We start from the raw sequence: 17972 nt of genomic DNA on the forward strand, positions 1-17972 counted from the left end.
GCCATGCTCGGCTGCTCTCCGCGAAAATCAGCCGAGCATGGCTCGGCTCTACAGCGCTTCCGCCGCGCAGCGGTTCACGGCGCCAGTTCCACCCGGTTGCGGCCGTTGGCCTTGGCCCGGTACAGCGCGGCGTCTGCGCGGGCCAGGGTCTGGTCGGTGCTTTCGCCGGGCTGGTGCTGGGCGGCACCGATGCTGATGGTGACCGGGAAGCCCAGCGGCAGGTCGGCCACGGCCATGCGCAGGAACTCGCACTGCAGTTCGGCGGTGCGCAGGTCCACGTCCGGCATCAGCGCCACGAATTCCTCGCCGCCGTAACGTGCGGCCAGCCCGCGGCCGGAGAAGTGCGAACGCAGCAGCACGCCCAGCTCGGCCAGTACCCGGTCGCCGGTGGCGTGGCCCTGGAAGTCGTTGATGTGCTTGAAATGATCGATGTCCACCAGGGCCACGCAGGGCTGCCGCGGGTGGCCATCGGCACTGGCCACGGCGTCCTGCAGGGCGGCCGCCATCGCGCGCCGGTTCGGCAGCCCGGTCAGCGCATCGGTGCGGCTCTGTTCGGTCAGGTCGGCGTTCTGCGCCAGCAGCACGTCGTGGTATTCGGACAGCAGGCGCTCGTAGTCGTCGCGCTGCACCATGTGGCTCTGGATATCCAGCGCGAAGCGCCGCAGTTCCATCACCAGCATCACCTGCCGCGACAGCGCGGCCAGCGCTTCGGCCTTGTCCGGGGCCAGGTGCTGCGGGTTCGGATCGAACACGCACAGCGTGCCCAGCGGCAGGCCGTCGCTGCTGATCAGGGGCGCGCCGGCATAGAAACGTACGTGCGGGTCACCGGTCACCACCGGGTTGTCGTGGAAGCGGATGTCCTGCAGGGCATCCTCCACCACCATGATCTCGCGCGGCTGCAGGATGGCGTGGCCGCACATCGATTCACTGCGCAGGTTCTCGGCAGCGTCGATGCCCTGGATGGACTTGAACCACTGCCGTTCGACATCGATCAGGGTCACGGCGGCCATGGTGGTACCGCACACCGCCTTGGCGATGACCACCAGATCGTCGAAGGATTTTTCGCGCTCCGAATCCAGGATGCGGTAGCGGTACAGCGCCTCAAGGCGCAGGGCCTCGTTGGCAGGCTTGTCGGGCTTGATCATGCAGCGTCACGTTCCGGCAGGTCACTGCGGAGTCTAGCCGATGATGCAACCCGCCAGCCGAGCGCAGGCTCGGCTCTACAGGCGTCCGTTACCAGTCCTGCTGCTTGGGCAGCAGCCCGTGCAGTTCCTGCTCGGTCAGGTTGCGCCACTGGCCCGGCTTCAGCGCGCCGATCTTGATGTTGTCGATGCGCACGCGGCGCAGCTGGGTCACCCGGTAGCCGAATTCAGCCGCCATCAGGCGGATCTGCCGGTTCAGGCCCTGCTGCAGGGTGATGCGGAAACCGAACTTGGCGATGCGCGAGGTCTTGCACGGCAGCGTCATCTGGTCGTGGATGCGTACGCCGCGGGCCATGCCGCGCAGGAATTCGTCGGTGACCGGCTTGTTGACCGCCACCAGGTATTCCTTCTGGTGGCCGTTCTCGGCGCGCAGGATCTGGTTGACGATGTCGCCGTTGCTGGTCATCAGGATCAGGCCCTCGGAATCCTTGTCCAGGCGGCCGATCGGGAAGATGCGCTGCTCGTGGCCGACGAAGTCGACGATGTTGCCCTTCACCGAGCTCTCGGTAGTGCAGGTCACGCCCACCGGCTTGTTCAGCACGATGTAGACGTGGCGGCGGGCGCCAGGCTTGCGGGCCACGCGCACCTGCAGCGGCTGGCCATCAACCAGGACGGTGTCGCCCTCGCCGACCACCGCGCCGGTACCGCCCGGGTGGCCGTTGACGGTGACCCGCCGGGCGGCGATCAGGCGATCGGCCTCGCGGCGGGAGCAGAAGCCGGTTTCGGCAATGTATTTGTTGAGTCGGGTGGTCATCGCCCTATTATCGGCCATCCCCGCCCCGACCGGGTCACGCCGGCAGCAATGGATCGACGGTTTCGCCGTCGAAGACCCGGTTGCGGCCGTTGCGCTTGGCCACGTACATGGCATGGTCGGCCCGCCGCAGCAGCCCGGCCAGGTCATCCTCGCCCGGCCGCCATTGCGCCAGGCCGATGCTGGCGGTCACTTCCAGGCCCGGCACCTGCAGGTCCTGGCAGATCTCGGTGATGCGCTGGCGCAGGCCTTCCAGGCGCTCGGTCGCCACCTCGCGGGGCATGCCCGGCAGCAGCAGCAGGAATTCCTCCCCGCCCATGCGCACCACCTCGTCCTGGTTGCGCACGGCCGCGCGCAGGGCCTGGGCCACCGCCACCAGCACCTGGTCGCCGACCTCATGGCCGTGGCGGTCGTTGATGTCCTTGAACAGGTCGATATCCAGGAAGCCGATCACCAGCAGGCTGCCATCGCGCTGTACCCGGTCCACGTGGTGGGCCAGCTGCTGCAGGCCGGCGCGGCGGTTGGCCAGGCCGGTCAACATGTCGGTCTCGGCCAGCTGGCGCATCTCGTCGCGCTGCTGGCGCAGCCGGCCCAGCCGCAGGTTGAGCGCGTAGGCGGCCATCATCAGCAGCCAGGTGACGGCCAGCTGCAGCGCCTCCACCCGGTATTCAAACAGCCAGCGCGCACTGGTCGCATCGGCCAGCACCAGCACCAGCATCGGTGTCAGCGCGGCCAGCCCTGCCAGCGCCCAGACATCGCCACGCAGGCGGGCCCACAGGCCCATGCCCAGCGACAGCAGGCACCCGGCCACGAAGCAGCCCTGCAGTACCAGGGCGACCACGGCCAGCTGGTCCCAGCCCAGCCACGGCACCAGCACGGCCAGCCCCATCAGGCCCCACAGCACCGCCTGCTGTGCAAGCCGCGAACGCGGCAGCACGCGGTCGCCACCGTTCAGGCGCCACAACGCCGGCAGCACCAGTGCCTGGGTGGCCGCGGTCAGCGACAGCAGCCACCAGGCCCCGCGCTCGCCCACCGCAAGCCAGGGTTCGGGGTAGCCGCTCAGGCCGCCCAGGATGGATTGCCAAAGGACCAGCACCAGGGTGGCGCCGATGTACATCATGAAGCTGCGGTCGCGGGTGGTGAGGTACGCCATCAGCGCCGACAGCGCCAGAGCGATGGCCACGGCGATGCAGGCGGCGCGCACCAGCAGACGCGCGGTGTCGTTCTGCTGCACCGGGCTGGGTGCTCCCAGCCGCAAGGTCGGCACCCAGCGCGCCTTCAGCGGCGTCTGCCAGGACACGACGAAGGGCTCGTAGCTGCCGGCCTTGGGTACCGCGACCATGCCGATGCCGGCGCGGAAGCGCGAATCGCGGGTGCGTGCATCGTGCATGTTGCCGCAGATCTCGCGATCGCCGTGCTGCATGCGCACCTCGCCGGCGAATACGTTGAAGACGTCCAGCGCCTGCGGTTCACCGGACCAGCCCCCGGGCGGGGCCTGCACTTCCACCTGCTGGCGGTCGCCGGACAGCATCTGCGGGCTGCAGGCACGGTGCGGGGTGGGTTCATTGGTTGCTTCGCCCACGAGCAGATAGTCGCGCCCAGCCTCGACCGTGCGGGCATAGCCCAGCCACGGCGTGGCCAGCACCATCAGCAGCACGACCAGCACCGCCCCTGTTACGTAACGCCCCTGCCTGCCGACCACGCTACATCCTGTTCCTGCTTACGCCCGCGCCCGTTGCGCGTCGCCCCTGCGGGCATTATCGCAGCGGAACGGCCGCCTGATGTGTAGGCCAAAGGTTGTAGGTGGGGGTGGTGATTGCAGGGCTGCGCCCTGCACCTGCTGCGAGCCAGATCAAAGTCAAAAGCCAAAGCGGCTCTGGTTTTCTGCTGATTGGGCGGGGCGCTGTGGGCTTGCAGGACACGCCGTGAACCCATCCTTGGGGGCTCGTAGGCGCCTTGCTCGTGTGCGCTGTCCTGCGCGCACGGCAAGACCGGGGTTGGGCATCCTGCCCAACCCGCCCGAGGCATGCCTCGAGCCCATGGCGCCTGCGGTCCTGCAAGCCCACACCGCCCCACCCCCGACAGATCTCTATTGACGGTTGGCGGGTGTCGACCTTGGTCGACACGATTTTTCTGTCAGATATCGAATTGAATACTGAATCCGGGGTCGGATCCCGTTGCGCAGCAACGGGATCCGACCCCGTGCTCCGACAGATCGAGGAAGTCTGTCGAAGGCGGGGTGGGTCCGGTTGAGGGGGTGTGAGCGGCATGGATGCCGCGACCAAGCCCCATGGGTGAGGGCGCTTTGCTTGCGAAGCACTGCTTCGCAAGCGCCCGAACGCACAGCCGCCAGCGGCTGGGCCGGACCCCGGAGGGGGGTTTACGGCGTCCCCCGCAACCGGACCCACCCCGCCATCCCACGGAAAGCACGCCTTTGACGTTGACGTTGCTTCGGCTTCGGCTTCGGCTTCGGCTTCGGCCTCGGCGGGTGCAGGGCGCAGCCCTGCCGGACACCCTCCTATGTCGGCGGCCCCTGGGTGCCCGCCAGCCGCACCGGCCTCTGGTCCGCCAGGGTCAGCCGCTCCAGCGGCTGCGGCCGCTCGATGCCGTAGCCCTGCAATCCCTGCACCCCCAGCTCGGTCAGGGTGGCCGCCACTTCGCTGGTCTCCACCCACTCGGCCACCACTTCCATCTGCAGCTCGCGCCCCAGCTCGCTGATCGCGCGTACCGTCGCGCGGCTGACCGGGTCGGTGTCCATGTCACGCACGAAGGCGCCGTCGATCTTCAGCATGTCCGCCGGCAGCTGGCGCAGGTAACCGAACGAGGAAAGGCCCGAGCCGAAGTCGTCCAGCGCCATCCGGCAGCCCCGCGCCTTTACCGCGTCGATGAAGGCGCGGGCCTGGGTCAGGTTGCTGATCGCGGCGGTTTCCGTGATCTCGAAGCAGAGCTTGGCCGCCAGCGCGCGGTTGCGCTCCAGCAGGTCGCAGACGAAGGCCAGGAAGCTGGGCTCGGCGATCGACTGCGCCGACACGTTCACGTTGCACAGGCCCAGCTGGCGCACGTGCGCGGGGCAGACCTGCAGGTGGCGGAACAGCAGGCCCAGCACGTGCCGGTCCAGCGCCACCGCCATGCCGTAGCGCTCCACCGCCGGCATGAACTGGCCCGGCAGGTGCAGGGCGCCGTCGGCATCGCGCATGCGCACCAGCACCTCGTAATGCAGGTAGCCCGGGTCGCCCACCTTGGCGATGCGCTGGGCGTACAGCAGCATGCGGTTCTCGGCCATGGCGCGGCTCACCCGCTGCAGGCGCTCGGCTTCCTGCCGGCGCTCGTCCAAGGCCAGGCGGTCTTCGTTGAAGCAGTGCACACGGTTGCGGCCGGCCTGCTTGGCTGCGTAACAGGCGCTGTCGGCGGCACTCATCAGCCAGTTCACGTCCGGCGCGTCGGCCGTCACCTCGACCACGCCGATACTGCAGCTCAGCTGCGGGCTGCCTTCGCTGATCGGGAACGTAGCCTGGCCCAGGTTGCGGATCAGGCGCTGCAGCACGCGCTTGGCCTCATCCTGGCTGGCGCGCGCCAGGAACACTGCGAATTCGTCCGCACCCAGGCGGCCGACCCAGTCGCCGTCGCGCACCGCGCCCACCAGGTATTCGGCGAAGCTGCGCAGCATCTGGTCGCCGGCGGCGTGGCCGAAGCTGTCGTTGACCAGCTTGAAGTGGTCCAGGTTGATGTAGCACAGCGCATGCGTGCCGCCCTCGGTGCGGACCTGCAGCAAGGCCTTTTCCAGCAGCCGCTCGATCTCGCGGCGGTTGATCAGGCCGGTCAACGGGTCATGGCTGGCATGGTGCTCGATCTCACGGGCCAGCGCGTGGTTCTGGCTGACATCCTCGACGATGGAAAACACTGACAGACGGCCGCGCGAGCCGCGCACGCCGGTGCCGCTCCAGCGCCCCCACACCAGGCTGCCATCGCGGCGGCGGAAGCGCAGTTCGCCGGGCCGCAGCTGGCGTTCCCAATCGATGCCACCGGCCTCGTCCAGCACCAGTTCGCCTTCCATCAGCAGGTCGGACAGGGTCAACTGCAGCAGCACATCGCGCCGGTAATCGACAATGTCGGCCATCGCCTGGTTGGCTTCCATCACCCGCCCTGCGGCATCCAGCTTCAGCATGCCCACGTTGGCCTGGTAGAACGCTGCGCGGAAACGGCTTTCATGTTCGGTCAGGTCCTTGCCGACCCGGCGTGCCAGGCCCACGGCCATCAGGCTGATGACCAGCACCGACAGGCCGCCGACGATCAGGGTGGCAATGCGCACGTCATGGGCCATGCGCAGCAGCGCCTGGGAAAAGGCTTCGGCCTGCGACTGCAGCTGCAGATCCAGGTCGTGCACACGCTGCAGGTAGCGATCACGCAGCGCCGGCTGCTGCAGGGCCTGCACCGGTACGTCATCCAGTTCCTCGATGAGGGCCTGCATGGCCAGCAGGTCGGTGTCGGTCTGCCGCCACAACCAGGTGGCCTGGCGGAATGCGCCCAGATTGCGCGCATAGCGGAAGGACAGCACCAGCCGCGAAACATCCGAGCGAGCATTGTTGCCACGCAGGAAACCCGCACGGGCCTGGGCCACGTCCGGATCGGGCTGTTCCAGCGCCAGTCGCGCGTGCAGGTCACCCAACGGCACCTGCAGCGCACGGCCTGCATCTTCCAGATCGTGCCGTTCACCACGGGCCAGGTAGCGGCTCAGCGCCGCGGTGGCGTCCTGCTGCCCACGCGACCAGTGCCCCTGGCCGGCAATCCAGGCAGTGGAGGCCGCCTGCAGTTCTTGTATCAACGCGGACAGGCCGACCAGTCCGATCGCCATGCCCGTCAACAACGCAAACCGCATTCCCAGCCCGCGGGTCATCGGCACCCGCCGGTAATGATGCTCCGTGCCGCTCCTACGCATCCCGGATCCCCCCGAATGTGCTGTGACAGCCTCCTTCTGTAACCGTTTCAGCCTAGGGCCGGGCATGTGTGGACGGCGCGAAGCCGGGCGCCACCGGGGGCGGCCAGGGCAGTTGAACCGATCCAATTCCCGCTGCCCCTGTTTGCCGGGCGCAGAAACGAACAACGCCAGCCCGGGGGCTGGCGTTGTCCTGGAACATCGCAGGGATCAGTAGCTGCGCGGGCCGCGCGGCTTGAAGCCATCACGACGCGGCGGGCGGCTGTCGCGGTCACCGCCGCGGTCGCCACCATGGCCACCCGGACCACCCGGGCCGCCACGACGCGGGCCGCCCGGGCCACCCGGACCACGCTTGTCGAAGCGCGGCTTGAACGGGCGCGGCGCCGGGTTGGTGTCTTCACCCGGGGCCAGTGCGCGCATCTGCAGCTGCTGGCCGGACACCCAGACCTTCTGCAGGTGCGACAGGACGTCCGACGGCATCTGCGCCGGCAGGTCCAGCAACGAGAAGTCGTCGTGGATGTCGATGCGGCCGATGAAGCGGCTTTCCAGGCCGGCCTCGTTGGCGATGGCGCCGACGATGTTGGCCGGCTTCACGCCATGCTGGTGGCCCACCGAGATGCGGTAGGTCTCCATGCCCTGCTCCGGCGCGCCACGCGGCGGCACGTCACGGCGCGGACGCTGCTCGAAACCACCCTCGCCTTCCTCACGGCGCGGGCCACGCTCGAAGCGCGGGCCACGGTCGTTGCGGTCGAAGCGATCACCACGCTCCGGGCGGTCGCCACGGTCGAAGCGCTCGCGCGGGGCGCGCTCTTCACGCGGGGCGCGCACCGGCGGCTGCAGCAGGAACGGGGTGTCACCCTGCAGCATCTTGGCCAGTGCGGCGGCAACTTCAATGGCCGGCACGTTCTGCTCGTTCTCGAAGCGTTCCAGCAGCTGGCGGTAGAAGTCCAGGCCGCCGGCAGCGAGGGTTTCGCTGATACGCGAGGTGAACTTGTTGATGCGGGTGTCGTTGACCGCTTCTACGCTCGGCAGCTGCATTTCTTCGATCGGCTGGCGGGTAGCGCGCTCGATCTGGCGCAGCATGCCCTTCTCGCGCGGGGTGGCGAACAGGATCGCCTCGCCGCTGCGGCCGGCACGGCCGGTACGGCCGATGCGGTGCACGTAGCTTTCGGTGTCGTACGGGATGTCGTAGTTCAGCACGTGGCTGATGCGCTCCACGTCCAGGCCTCGGGCGGCCACGTCGGTGGCGACCAGGATGTCCAGCTTGCCTTCCTTCAGCATGGCGATGGTGCGCTCACGCTGGGCCTGCTGCATGTCGCCGTTGATGGCGGCAGCGGCCAGGCCACGGGCCTGCAGCTTGCTGGCCAGTTCTTCGGTGCCGGCCTTGGTACGCGCGAAGATGATCATCGCGTCGAACGGCTCGACTTCCAGGATGCGGGTCAGCGCGTCCAGCTTGTGCATGCCGCTCACCCACCAGTAGCGCTGGCGGATGTTGGCCGAGGTGGTGGTCTTGGCCTGGATGGTGACCTCGACCGGATCCTGCAGGTAGGTCTGCGCGATGCGGCGGATCTGCGGCGGCATGGTGGCCGAGAACAGGGCCACCTGGCGCTGCTCCGGCAGCTTCTTCAGCACGGCTTCGACGTCGTCGATGAAGCCCATGCGCAGCATTTCGTCGGCTTCGTCCAGCACCAGGGTCTTCAGCTCGGACAGGTCCAGGGTGCTGCGGTCCAGATGGTCGATCACGCGGCCAGGGGTACCGACCACGATGTGCACGCCGCGGCGCAGGGCCGACAGCTGCTGGCCGTAGGGCTGGCCGCCGTACACCGGCAGCACGCGGAAGCCCGGGATCTTCGACGAATAGGACTGGAACGCCTCGGCGACCTGGATGGCCAGTTCGCGGGTCGGCGCCAGCACCAGGGCCTGGGGCTTGATCTGCTGCAGGTCGATGTTGGACAGTACCGGCAGGGCAAACGCTGCGGTCTTGCCGGTACCGGTCTGGGCCTGGCCCAGCACGTCGCGGCCTTCAAGCATCGCCGGGATGGTGGCGGCCTGGATCGGCGACGGGGTTTCGTAGCCGATGGCGGTGACCGCCTGCATCACGGGCTCGGACAGGCCGAGCTGCGCGAACTGCAGCGGCGCTTGGGAATCTTGGGACATGGGAAACTCCAAAGGCACGGCCATCTGCATGGCAGTGCGATAAAAAAGGGATGGTCCGCGCTTTGGGCGCCCTTCTTATCGCGTGCCCTGGCGCTGCTCGGTCGGAGGAGATTTCACTCACTCAGAGCGGAATGATACCGCACTGTTCCTGAACCATGCGTACAGGAAACCATTCGCATCCCCATCCGGGCCGCGCTGGCGCACAATACGCGCCCTTTCCCCCGCTCTCCAGGACGTTCTTCCATGCAGATCCTCGAATTCGACCTCGACGGCGAATACGTCGAACTCAAGCAGCTGCTCAAGCTGGCCGACCTGGTCACCAGCGGCGGCGAGGCCAAGACGGTCATCAGCGAGGGCCAGGTGCTGGTGGACGGCCAGGTCGAGCTGCGCAAGGCCTGCAAGATCCGCGCAGGCCAGGTGGTCGAATTCGCCGACAGCCAGATCCGGGTGCTGGCCGCCGGCTGAGCCCCCCCAGGCGGGTCCGTTCAGGCAACCCGCTGGGTCAGGTGCGAGGCGATCAGCTGCCGGAACGGCGCCACGCCCTGCGCCACCCGCAACCCGGCCGCGCGCAGCAGGCGTGCCGGCCGGCGGTCGTCGGTGTACAGGCTGGCGATCGCATTGGTGGCTTCATACAGCGGCCGCGAGGCCAGCCGGTGCCCACGCTGGAACGCCGCCAGCATGCCGGCGGCGGCGATATCCGCCCCCCGCCGCTGCTGCCCGGTGATGCCCAGTGCCAGCCGCTGCGCGCTGGCCAGGCCCAGGTTGAAACCATGTGCGGTGACCGGGTGCATGCCGACGGCGGCATCGCCGATCAACGCCGCACGCTCGCCCACGAAGCGGTGCGCGTACACCCCCACCAGCGGATAGGCCTGTGGCGTGGCCACCGCCTGCATCCGCCCCAGCCGGTGCTCGAAGAACCCGGTGATGGCATCGCCGAAGGCCACCTCGTCCATCGCCAGCAGGTCTTCGATCTGCCGCGGCGGCAGGGTGATCACCGCCGACGCCTGGCCTTCATTGAGTGGCAGCAGTGCCATGGTGCGGCCGTAGCCGAACCACTCCCAGGCAGTGTGGTGGTGGTCACGCTCGACCTGCATGCGGCAGACCAGCATCGACTTGCCGAAGTCGCGCATCTGCGCGCCGATGCCCAGCATGCGCCGGGTGCCGGAGAAGCGGCTGTCGGCGGCAACCAGCAGCCGTGCATGCAGTTCGCTGCCGTCATCCAGCCTGACCACATGGCCCTGCGCGTCGGCCTGCACGGCCAGCACCTTGCGACCATCGAACAGTTCCAGCCCCTCCTGGCCCTGCACGGCCTGCCACGCGGCGCGGCGGATCAGGTGGTTGGGCACCAGCCAGCCCAGCGGCTGGCCATCCACCTGGCCGCTGGCGAAGGTCAACGCGAACGGCGAACCACCGTTCATCACCCGCGCATCGCGCAGTTCGGCAATCTCGGTGTCGGGCAGGTGCTGCCACAGGCCCAGCGCTTCCATGCCCTGCCGTGAGGCGTGGGTCAGCGCGATCTCGCGGCCATCGAAGGCCGCCTCGGCCAGCGCCTGCCGCGGCTGCACCTCGACCAGCCCGACCTGCAGGCCACTGCCGGCCAGCGCGCGCGCAAAGCACAGTCCCGCCGGTCCGGCGCCGACCACCACCACGTCCATCCTGCGCATGCGCGCCTCCTGCCGTTGATCCAGTCACGCCCAGCATAGCGCCGCGAAGGTGACTGGCCTTGATCTGGATCAGGCAGCGCGCAGCTCAGAGCAGTGCGAACACCAGTTTGAAGATGGCCAGGATCGAGACGACCCAGACCAGGCTGCGCACGTAGGGCACGCCGGCGGCATACAGCGGCAGGTAGACCACGCGGGCCCAGAAGTAGACCTGCGCAGCGATGACGGTCGTCTCGCTGCTGCGCCCGGCTACCACCACCGCGATGGCGGCCGCGGCGAAGAACGGGAACGTCTCGAAGAAATTGGACTGCGCCCGCTTCAGCCGTCCCGCCAGTGGGCTCAGTGGCACGTCGGGCGAATCACGCGCCGACGCGTTCCATTTCATTCCGCGCTCGCGGGTGACCACGGCGGACGCGGCGAAGATGTAGACGAAGCCGAGCAGCGTCGCCCAGGCCAGCATGCTCAGTTCGGTGGCCATCGCGGTTCTCCGTCAGGGTGCGGACGCGCGCAGGCTGTAGCCAGCCAGGCGCCAGGTCTGGTCTTCGTCGAAGCGGAACGACACCAGTTCGCGCACCGGCTGTGCGCTGTTGGCGAAACGGGTCGGGAAGCTGACATTGATGTACAGCCCCTCGGGCACGGCGGCGCCGGCGGCGTACTTGACCCGGGTGATGGTCGGCTGACCGCGGCCTGCCATCGCCCCCAGGCGGGTGCGGTCGGCGGTCAACTGGCTGACGAAAGCGGCCTTCGGCACGGCACGGCGCGCCACGGTCGACGCACCATCCCACAGTTCGCCGGCACGGTTGGCATCGACCAGTTGCGCGGCCTTCAGCGCCGCTGCGCCCATTTCGGCATCCTGCTTCTGCACCTGCGCCTGCTGCGCAGCGGTCAAGGCCGGTGCGGCCGTTGCGGGCTTCGCTGCGGCCGGGGCGGCAGGCGCGGGACGTGCCGGGGCCGGTGCAGGCGTGGCCGGCGCAGGGGCCTGGGCCCATGCAGTCAACGGCAGCAGGGACAGCAGCAGGAACTTCGGCAAACGCACGCGCTTCATGGACACCGCCGGTTGGATGGACGAGACCGCAGTCTACGCCAGCGCGGTGAGCAGATCGTCAGCGCGCGGACGCCTCGCCTTCCACTGCTGCGGCGTCTGCCTGCGCGGCAGGTGCATCGCCTTCCGGCGCCGCCTGTGCGGCCACCGGCGGCTCGGTGGGGGCTGGCGGCAGGGTCGCCACATCGATCTCCGACAGCGGGCTTTCCTCCGGGCACACCGGATCCGGGAAGCCGAAGCGCTGCTTCAGTGCCTGGCCGCAGCTGTTGATCGATTCCATGTCCGCGCCTTCGCGCTTGCACTGCTGGTCGAAGGCCACCAGGAAGGCATCCTTGCGCTGCACGAAATCATCGCCGCAGGCGCGCATCTGCTTGATCCGTTCCAGATCGTCCTGCACGGCATTGGTGCCATCCAGGCCGTACTGGCGCAGCTCCTCCGGCGTCAGCAGGCGCAGGCTGCGGTTGGGCACGGTCATCATCAGGTCGGCCACGCCCACCGCCACGCCATTGCGCTGCAGGTAGTCCTTCACGTTGTCGTAGACCTCGTGCAGCTCGCGGTTCAGTTCGGCCCGCGAGGTGGCTTTGGAACTGATGCGCATCATGCGGTGGATGCCGACCTTGCCCGAGAGCAGCCGGTTGTCGCCGGCCGCCAGCACGAACACGCAGGCGCTGTGGCAGATCGAACCCTCGCGGACCCAGATGGTCCAGCCCGATTCACCGATGCTGTCACCGGCCACGATGGCCGACTCGACCTGGCCACCACTGGAGTCCAGATCGAGGATGCGCTTGTGGATCTTCAGTTCATCGGCCACCACCGCCAGCCGCCACATCATTTCGGCGAAGCCCGGGTTGATCTTGCCGTTGTAGCGCACGCGCAGCAGACCACGCTCCACGCACGGCTGCAGGGCCGCACGGATCTGCTCACGCTGCAGCCCTTCCAGCTCGGCACCATCACCGCCTTCCACGGCGTAATCGGTACCGCAGCTGACCCAGGCGCGGCCGTTTTCCAGCTGCGCCTGCGGCCACGGCCGATCCGCCCGGCTGCGCGGCGGCGCCGGTGGCAACGGCGCATCGGCCGCATTGATCGACACCATGTTCTCGCCATCACTGGCCGGCGCCCGCGTCGCCTTGTCGGCAGCGGTCACGTTGCCGGGATTCTCCAACTGGCTGCAGCCGGCCAAGGCCAGGCACAAGAAGGGCAACCAGCGGAATCTGACGGACATCGGGCAACCGGTCTTCATGAGAACAAGACCCACAGTCTACCCGTCCCAACCGCCCATTCAGCGCGCAGCACTGAACCCCCTCTGACCCTGCGGAAAGCGTGTCGACCAAGGTCGACACCTGCCAAAGGCAGAGCCCCGTTCCGGCAGCCCAGCCACCAAGGGGGTCAGAGCCGTTTTCCAACGGAAAACGGATCCGACCCCATACCGACCAACAGCCGCGGGAAACTGTCGAAGGCGGGGTGGCGTGGGCTGGCAGGACCTCAGGCGCCATGGATGGCGCCTACGAGCCCCCAGGGACGGGTTTACGGCGTGTCCTGCCAGCCCACACCACCCCGCCATCCCACGGAATGCCAGCTTTTGAAGTTGCCGTTGAGGTTGATTCGGCGGGTGCAGGGCTGCAAGCCCTGCCGGCCTCCCTCCAACATTCATGTCCGAATCCGGCGAGTATCTCCCCCCGCCCCGCCCTAGACTGGCGCCATGGACACCGCCCTCGCCCTCGACACCGCCGCCTGCGACCGCGCCCGCCTGGCCCGCGACGCACGCTTCGACGGCGTGTTCTTGACCGCCGTACGCAGCACCGGCATCTATTGCCGCCCGGTATGCCCCGCGCCACCGCCCAAGCCGCGCAACATCACCTACTACCCCACCGCGGCCGCGGCCGCCGCGGCGGGCTACCGGCCCTGCCTGCGCTGCCGCCCCGAACTGGCCCCGCAGGCCCAGCAGGCCTTGGCCGGGCAGACCGTGCAGCGCGCCCTCGCCCTGATCCAGGCCAGCTTCCTGCAGGACCAGCCGGTAGCCGATCTGGCAGCCCGACTGGGCCTGAGCGCACGCCAGCTGCAGCGCCTGTTCGTCGAACACCTGGGCGCCACGCCCGGACAGCTCCACGCCACCCATCGCCTGCTGCTGGCCAAGCAGCTGCTGACCGAAACCACCCTGCCGGTGACCGATGTCGCCCTGGCCGCCGGCTACAACAGCCTGCGCCGTTTCAACACCGCCTTCCTGCAGGGCTGCGGCATGGCGCCGACCGCGCTGCGCCGCCAGCACACGCCGTTGGCCGCCGATGACGACTGCCTGGTCCTGCGCCTGGCCTACCGGCCGCCGCTGGATTTCCCCCGCATGCTGGCCTTCCTGCGCAAGCGCAGCCTGCCGGGCATCGAACTGATCGGCGAAGACAGCTACCAGCGCGTGCTCGGCACCGCCGAGCGCCCCACCCTGCTGCGCGTCACCGCCGATCCCAAGCGACCGGAACTGCGCCTGCAGCTGGGCGCGGTCGATCCACGCCTGATCCCGGACATCGTGCGCCGCGTGCGCCGGGTCTTCGACCTGGATGCCGATCTGCAGCAGGTGCATGCCGCGCTGGGTGAAGAACCGCTGCTGGCGCGCGGTATCGCCGAACGCCCCGGCCTGCGCGTGCCCGGTGGCTGGGACGGCTTCGAAGTGGGCGTCCGCGCCGTGCTGGGCCAGCAGGTGAGCGTGGCGGCCGCTACCACCTTCGCGCGGCGGCTGGTGGATGCGTGGGGCGCCCATCTGCCCGGCATGCCCGCCGCGTTCGACCGCCAGTTCCCGGCACCGGAGGTGCTGGCCGAGGCGCCGCTGGAATCCATCGGTCTGCCACGCACGCGTGCGGCCACCGTGCGTGCGCTGGCCGCGGCCTGCGCCAGCGGCGAACTGGACTTCGGCCCTGGGCAGGCGCTGGAAGAGTTCGTGACACGCTGCGTGGCGCTGCCCGGCATCGGCCCGTGGACCGCGCAGTACATCGCCCTGCGTGGCCTGGGCCAGCCCGATGCCTTCCCCGCCGGCGATCTGGTGCTGCAGCAGGTGCTGGGCCATGCGCAGGGGCAGCGCCTGAGCGAACGCGCCACCGAAGCGCGCTCGCAGCCGTGGCGACCGTGGCGTTCCTATGCGGTGCTGCACCTGTGGCATCTGTCAGGCACTTTCGTTGGAGAACCGACATGACCCTGTTGTTCGACCATTTCGACAGCCCGATCGGCGAGCTGACCATCGCCGGTGACGAACACGGGCTGGCCCATGTGCTGTTTCCCGAGAACCGCCACCCGGCGCGTGGGCGCGGCGACTGGCAGTACGCGCCGGATGCGTTGCCGGCGGCGCGCGAGCAGCTGCTGCAGTACCTGCACGGTGAGCGGAGCACGTTCGACCTGGTGCTGGCGCCGCGCGGCACGCCGTTCCAGCTGCGGGTATGGCAGGCGCTGGCGCTGATTCCCTTCGGGCAGACCTGGAGCTACCTGCAGCTGGCCCAGCATCTGGGGCAGCCAACGGCGACGCGTGCGGTGGGTGCGGCCAATGGGCGCAATCCATTGCCGATCATCCTGCCGTGCCACCGTGTGATCGGCAGCAACGGGGCGTTGACCGGGTTTGGGGGCGGCCTGGAGACCAAGGCGGCATTGCTGCGGCTGGAGGAGCGGCAGGCACCGTTGTTTGCGTGAGGGGTGGGTGTTCCGGCAGGGCTGCGCCCTGCACCCGCTCAATGCAACGTCAACGTCAAAAGCCAGAGCGGCATTCCGCGGGATGGCGGGGCACTGTGGGTTTGCGGGGACGCCGTAAACCCATCCATGGGGGCTTGGTCGCCGCATCCATGCGGCTCACACCCCGCAAACCCACAGTGCCCCGCCTTCGACAGTTGGCCGGCGGCTGTTGGTGGGTGCCGACCGTTGGTCCGCAAATCTGTCGCGGCCGTTGGTAGGTGTCGACCTTGGTCGACACGCTGTGGCCCCACCAGACGTGAAATGAAATCGACGGGTGTGTCTGGTGAGAAGCCCCCTTGTTGTTCAAGGGGGCGCGCCGACGGCGCGGGGATAAGGAAAAATGCGGGGACACGGCGCGCTCTCCCGCGCCGTGTCTTGGGTACGTCATTGCTGCGGCTTATGATTGCCGGATGACTTCCGTACGCTTGACCTGCTCGCTGGCGTTGCTGCTGCCCCTGGCGGCCTGCACGACCACGCCTTCTTCGTCCGCGCCGGTTGCGCGCGCCGACGCGCCGCCGCCGAAGCTGTTGCTGATTTCCATCGATGGCCTGCGCGCCGACGCGCTGGATCGTGGGATGACGCCGAACCTGCAGCGCATCATCGACGGGGGCGTGCGCGCCCGTTGGATGACGCCGTCCTATCCGTCGCTGACCTTCCCCAACCACTACACCATCGTTACCGGCCTGCGCCCGGACCACCACGGCATCGTCAACAACAGCATGGACGATGCGCAGCTGGGCCGCTTCGCGCTGAGCGATCGCGATGCGGTGACCAACAGTGGCTGGTGGGGTGGTGAGCCGATCTGGGTGGGGGCCGAAAAGGTCGGCGTGCGCACCGCCACCACGTCGTGGCCGGGCAGCGAGGCCGAGATCGATGGCACCCGCCCCAGCCAGTGGCAGGTGTACGACGGCAAGGAGCCGCTGCAGCAGCGCGCGCGCACCGTGCTGGAATGGTTGGCGCAGACCGATGCCGATGCACCGCGGTTGACCACGCTGTACATGGAAAACGTGGACAAGGCCGGCCACACCTACGGCCCCGATTCGACCCAGTACCGCGATGCCATCGTGCAGGCCGACCAGATCGTCGGCCAGGTGCTGGACGGCCTGGACGCTGCCGGGCTCGCCGCCACCACCAACGTCATCGTGGTGTCCGACCACGGCATGGCCAGCGTGGCCGAGGGCCATGTAGTGTCCACCGAATCGATGGCCGATCCGTCCATCGCGCGCAACGTCAGCCAGGGCCAGTCGGTCGGCTTCGCGCCGGTGGCCGGCCGCGAGGCGCAGGCCGAGCGTGCGCTGCTGGGGCGCCATGCCCACTACGAATGCTGGAAGAAGGAATCGCTGCCGGCGCGCTGGCACTACGGCACGCATCCACGCGTGCCGCCCATCGTCTGCCAGATGGATGAAGGCTGGGATGCGCTGCACGCCGAACGGATCGCCAAGCGCGACCGCCAGGAACGCGGCTCGCATGGCTATGACAATGCCCTGCCGTCGATGCGTGCGGTGTTCGTGGCACGCGGCCCGTCGTTCCACCAGGGCCTGGTGATCGATGGCTTCGACAATGTCGATGTCTATCCGCTGCTGGCGCACCTGCTGCAGGTGCCCGCGGCGCCGAATGACGGCAACGCCGAAACGCTGCAGAAGACCCTGCGCTGACCCGGCGAGCGCAGCGGCACGAAAGTAAGGCACAAAAAAACGCGGCGCCAGGCGCCGCGTTTTTCTTGGACCACCTGCCCGGCCGGATCAGGCCTTGGCAGCAGCCTTCTTCGCCACGGCCTTCTTGGCCGGAGCCTTGGCCACGGTCTTCTTGGCAACCGGGGCACCGGCGCCTACAGCGACCTTGCTCGCGGTGTGCGAACGGGCATTGCCGTAGCTGGCGTTGTAGCGCTTGCCCTTGGCGGTCTTGCGGTCACCCTTACCCATGTCATCAACTCCTAAAGTATGAAATCTGGTTACCCCGTGCTGACACGGGTTCGGCGGGGCCGCCTTGCTGGGCGCCCCCGCGCACGATCGGAAAGCCTAACACGGCGCGCCTAGTGCGCGCAGCTGGCGTCATGCACGTGGATGTGGTTCAGGCGCAGATTCACCAGGTGGGCCACGCCCACCAGCAGGCCACCCAGGGTCATCACCACGGCATGCGGCACCGCGTTGTGGTGCAGCGCGTCCACCAGCACGCCCGCCCACAGGGCCACCAGGCCCGGCAGCAGGAAGCCCAGCGCGCGCAGGGCACGGTGGCGGCGGTAACCCATGACCAGGCTGAACAACCCAAGCAGGGTCACGAACACCACCAGCGTCATCTCCACCCCGTCGCTCAGCCAGAACGAGAGGCCCAGCGAAGGGGCGATCGCCAGCAACACCGGGATCACCGCGCAGTGCACCGCGCACAGCATCGAGCCGGTGGCACCAAAGCGGTCAAGCAGGCGGCGGAAGGAGGAGGACAGGGACATGACTTCCAGCAGGGTCGGCGAATCGTTATGGAATAATATAACATCCGTCCCCGACCCGCACGGTTTCCCTCCCCC

At 68.5% G+C, this 17972-nt stretch carries 15 protein-coding genes; 4 read left to right on the forward strand and 11 right to left on the reverse strand.

Annotated elements, in window-relative coordinates; translation table 11 throughout:
• Positions 1-74 precede the first annotated feature (74 nt).
• The 5 genes from ACM2ZB_RS08125 to ACM2ZB_RS08145 all read right to left on the reverse strand — a co-directional run bounded on the left by ACM2ZB_RS08125 (position 75) and on the right by ACM2ZB_RS08145 (position 9043).
• Positions 75-1145, reverse strand: a complete 1071-nt coding sequence (locus ACM2ZB_RS08125; protein ID WP_416058096.1) for a diguanylate cyclase — start codon at positions 1143-1145, stop codon at positions 75-77.
• A gap of 88 nt (positions 1146-1233) precedes the next feature.
• Complete coding sequence (locus ACM2ZB_RS08130) at positions 1234-1956, reverse strand: pseudouridine synthase (protein WP_313438914.1); 723 nt, start codon at positions 1954-1956, stop codon at positions 1234-1236.
• A 34-nt stretch (positions 1957-1990) separates the two neighbouring features.
• Positions 1991-3601, reverse strand: a complete 1611-nt coding sequence (locus tag ACM2ZB_RS08135; protein WP_416058528.1) for a diguanylate cyclase — start codon at positions 3599-3601, stop codon at positions 1991-1993.
• A gap of 870 nt (positions 3602-4471) precedes the next feature.
• Complete coding sequence (locus tag ACM2ZB_RS08140; RefSeq protein WP_416058097.1) at positions 4472-6889, reverse strand: putative bifunctional diguanylate cyclase/phosphodiesterase; 2418 nt, start codon at positions 6887-6889, stop codon at positions 4472-4474.
• A gap of 207 nt (positions 6890-7096) precedes the next feature.
• Positions 7097-9043 (reverse strand): DEAD/DEAH box helicase, encoded by a 1947-nt coding sequence (locus tag ACM2ZB_RS08145; RefSeq protein WP_416058098.1) that lies wholly within the window; start codon positions 9041-9043, stop codon positions 7097-7099.
• Positions 9044-9286: 243 nt separating this feature from the next.
• On the opposite strand from ACM2ZB_RS08145, the gene ACM2ZB_RS08150 reads away from it, so the two are divergent.
• Positions 9287-9508 (forward strand): RNA-binding S4 domain-containing protein, encoded by a 222-nt coding sequence (locus tag ACM2ZB_RS08150; RefSeq protein WP_416058099.1) that lies wholly within the window; start codon positions 9287-9289, stop codon positions 9506-9508.
• Positions 9509-9528: 20 nt separating this feature from the next.
• Here ACM2ZB_RS08150 and ubiM read toward each other — a convergent pair whose 3' ends face one another.
• The 4 genes from ubiM to ACM2ZB_RS08170 form a co-directional block, all read right to left on the reverse strand.
• Positions 9529-10707, reverse strand: a complete 1179-nt coding sequence (ubiM, locus tag ACM2ZB_RS08155; RefSeq protein ID WP_416058100.1) for a 5-demethoxyubiquinol-8 5-hydroxylase UbiM — start codon at positions 10705-10707, stop codon at positions 9529-9531.
• Positions 10708-10792: 85 nt separating this feature from the next.
• Positions 10793-11182 carry an MAPEG family protein gene (locus ACM2ZB_RS08160; protein WP_416058101.1) on the reverse strand — a complete coding sequence of 130 codons (390 nt, stop codon included), beginning with the start codon at positions 11180-11182 and terminating at the stop codon, positions 10793-10795.
• A 12-nt stretch (positions 11183-11194) separates the two neighbouring features.
• On the reverse strand, positions 11195-11749 hold the full coding sequence (locus tag ACM2ZB_RS08165) for a DUF4019 domain-containing protein (RefSeq protein ID WP_313435597.1): 555 nt from the start codon (positions 11747-11749) through the stop codon (positions 11195-11197).
• Positions 11750-11807: 58 nt separating this feature from the next.
• On the reverse strand, positions 11808-12968 hold the full coding sequence (locus ACM2ZB_RS08170; protein WP_416058102.1) for a hypothetical protein: 1161 nt from the start codon (positions 12966-12968) through the stop codon (positions 11808-11810).
• A 477-nt stretch (positions 12969-13445) separates the two neighbouring features.
• Between ACM2ZB_RS08170 and ACM2ZB_RS08175 the strand changes: the two genes are divergently transcribed.
• The 3 genes from ACM2ZB_RS08175 to ACM2ZB_RS08185 all read left to right on the forward strand — a co-directional run bounded on the left by ACM2ZB_RS08175 (position 13446) and on the right by ACM2ZB_RS08185 (position 17106).
• Positions 13446-14924, forward strand: coding sequence for an AlkA N-terminal domain-containing protein (locus ACM2ZB_RS08175; protein WP_416058103.1), 1479 nt, complete (start codon positions 13446-13448; stop codon positions 14922-14924).
• Positions 14921-15412, forward strand: a complete 492-nt coding sequence (locus tag ACM2ZB_RS08180; RefSeq protein ID WP_416058104.1) for a methylated-DNA--[protein]-cysteine S-methyltransferase — start codon at positions 14921-14923, stop codon at positions 15410-15412. The genes ACM2ZB_RS08175 and ACM2ZB_RS08180 overlap by 4 nt, the downstream gene beginning before the upstream one ends.
• Positions 15413-15861: 449 nt before the next feature.
• Positions 15862-17106, forward strand: coding sequence for an ectonucleotide pyrophosphatase/phosphodiesterase (locus ACM2ZB_RS08185; protein ID WP_416058105.1), 1245 nt, complete (start codon positions 15862-15864; stop codon positions 17104-17106).
• 87 nt (positions 17107-17193) lie between these two features.
• Here ACM2ZB_RS08185 and ACM2ZB_RS08190 read toward each other — a convergent pair whose 3' ends face one another.
• Both ACM2ZB_RS08190 and ACM2ZB_RS08195 read right to left on the reverse strand, forming a co-directional pair.
• Positions 17194-17373, reverse strand: a complete 180-nt coding sequence (locus tag ACM2ZB_RS08190; protein WP_079221211.1) for a 30S ribosomal protein THX — start codon at positions 17371-17373, stop codon at positions 17194-17196.
• Positions 17374-17483: 110 nt separating this feature from the next.
• Complete coding sequence (locus tag ACM2ZB_RS08195) at positions 17484-17897, reverse strand: MerC domain-containing protein (protein ID WP_313435587.1); 414 nt, start codon at positions 17895-17897, stop codon at positions 17484-17486.
• Positions 17898-17972 lie beyond the last annotated feature (75 nt).

This window comes from Stenotrophomonas maltophilia, from assembly GCF_047782825.1.
GTDB lineage: Bacteria > Pseudomonadota > Gammaproteobacteria > Xanthomonadales > Xanthomonadaceae > Stenotrophomonas.

Coding starts and splice junctions, on each gene's coding strand:
- ACM2ZB_RS08170 (WP_416058102.1), bottom strand. CDS start 12,968: ATGTCCGTCAGATTCCGCTGGTTGCCCTTCTTGTGCCTGGCCTTGGCC.
- ACM2ZB_RS08195 (WP_313435587.1), bottom strand. CDS start 17,897: ATGTCCCTGTCCTCCTCCTTCCGCCGCCTGCTTGACCGCTTTGGTGCC.
- ACM2ZB_RS08185 (WP_416058105.1), top strand. CDS start 15,862: ATGACTTCCGTACGCTTGACCTGCTCGCTGGCGTTGCTGCTGCCCCTG.
- ACM2ZB_RS08135 (WP_416058528.1), bottom strand. CDS start 3,601: ATGGTGCTGGCCACGCCGTGGCTGGGCTATGCCCGCACGGTCGAGGCT.
- ACM2ZB_RS08125 (WP_416058096.1), bottom strand. CDS start 1,145: ATGATCAAGCCCGACAAGCCTGCCAACGAGGCCCTGCGCCTTGAGGCG.
- ACM2ZB_RS08140 (WP_416058097.1), bottom strand. CDS start 6,889: ATGCGTAGGAGCGGCACGGAGCATCATTACCGGCGGGTGCCGATGACC.
- ACM2ZB_RS08160 (WP_416058101.1), bottom strand. CDS start 11,182: ATGGCCACCGAACTGAGCATGCTGGCCTGGGCGACGCTGCTCGGCTTC.
- ACM2ZB_RS08190 (WP_079221211.1), bottom strand. CDS start 17,373: ATGGGTAAGGGTGACCGCAAGACCGCCAAGGGCAAGCGCTACAACGCC.
- ACM2ZB_RS08130 (WP_313438914.1), bottom strand. CDS start 1,956: ATGACCACCCGACTCAACAAATACATTGCCGAAACCGGCTTCTGCTCC.
- ACM2ZB_RS08165 (WP_313435597.1), bottom strand. CDS start 11,749: ATGAAGCGCGTGCGTTTGCCGAAGTTCCTGCTGCTGTCCCTGCTGCCG.
- ubiM (WP_416058100.1), bottom strand. CDS start 10,707: ATGCGCAGGATGGACGTGGTGGTGGTCGGCGCCGGACCGGCGGGACTG.
- ACM2ZB_RS08175 (WP_416058103.1), top strand. CDS start 13,446: ATGGACACCGCCCTCGCCCTCGACACCGCCGCCTGCGACCGCGCCCGC.
- ACM2ZB_RS08145 (WP_416058098.1), bottom strand. CDS start 9,043: ATGTCCCAAGATTCCCAAGCGCCGCTGCAGTTCGCGCAGCTCGGCCTG.
- ACM2ZB_RS08180 (WP_416058104.1), top strand. CDS start 14,921: ATGACCCTGTTGTTCGACCATTTCGACAGCCCGATCGGCGAGCTGACC.
- ACM2ZB_RS08150 (WP_416058099.1), top strand. CDS start 9,287: ATGCAGATCCTCGAATTCGACCTCGACGGCGAATACGTCGAACTCAAG.